General features: G+C 78.0%; 1 protein-coding gene. It reads left to right on the top strand.

Features of this window, described 5'->3' with window-relative positions:
• Positions 1-40: 40 nt before the first annotated feature.
• Positions 41-771: AfsR/SARP family transcriptional regulator (locus tag BZL64_RS25500; protein WP_143663314.1), on the top strand; the 731-nt coding region annotated here is incomplete at its 3' end.

Raw genomic sequence — 771 nt, 5'->3', positions numbered from 1 at the left:
GCCGGAACCCCTGTGACCCTTCCCGCACCCACCGGAGAGAATGGACCTTGTGCGCTATCGCATCCTCGGCACCACCCAGGCACTCCGGACCGACGGGACCCCCGTCGCGGTCGGCGGGGCGCGGCTGCGTGCGTTGCTGACCGTGCTGGCGCTGCGGGCCGGGCGGGCCGTGCCCGTGGATCTGCTCGTGGAAGAGGTGTGGGCCGGTGACCCGCCCGCCGACGCACCCGCCGCGCTCCAGGCGCTGGTCGGCAGGCTGCGCCGGGCCGTCGGCGCCGACGCCATCGCCTCGGCCGACGGCGGCTACCGGCTCACCGCCCCGCCCGACGCCGTCGACCTGCACCGTTTCGAGCGGCTGACCGCCGACGGCCTGCGCGCGCTCACCGACGGCGACGCCGCCGAGGCGGCCGTCCTCCTCGACGACGCCCTCACCCTGTGGCAGGGCCCGGCCCTCGCCGACCTGCCCGACCGCACCGCCGAGGCGGCCCGCCGGGAAGCCCGCCACCTGGACGCCGTACGCGCCCGCCACACCGCGGCCCTCGCCCTCGGCCACGCCGAGCGGTCTCTGCCCGAACTGACCGCACTGTGCGACGCGCACCCCCTGGACGAGCCCCTCCAGGCCCTGCGCCTGCGCGACGCCGGCCGCACCGCCGAGGCCCTGGCCGCCTACGAGTCCGTACGACGCCTGCTCGCGGACCGCCTCGGCTCCGACCCGGGGCCAGGACTGCGCGCCCTGCACACGGAACTCCTCCGCCCCGCGGAACCCCCGGC

The sequence above is a fragment of the Streptomyces bobili genome (genome assembly GCF_002154575.1).
Classification (GTDB): Bacteria; Actinomycetota; Actinomycetes; order Streptomycetales; family Streptomycetaceae; genus Streptomyces; species Streptomyces bobili.
The sequence above is the reverse complement of the archived record's forward strand: the minus strand, read 5'-3'. Positions and strand labels throughout refer to the sequence as shown.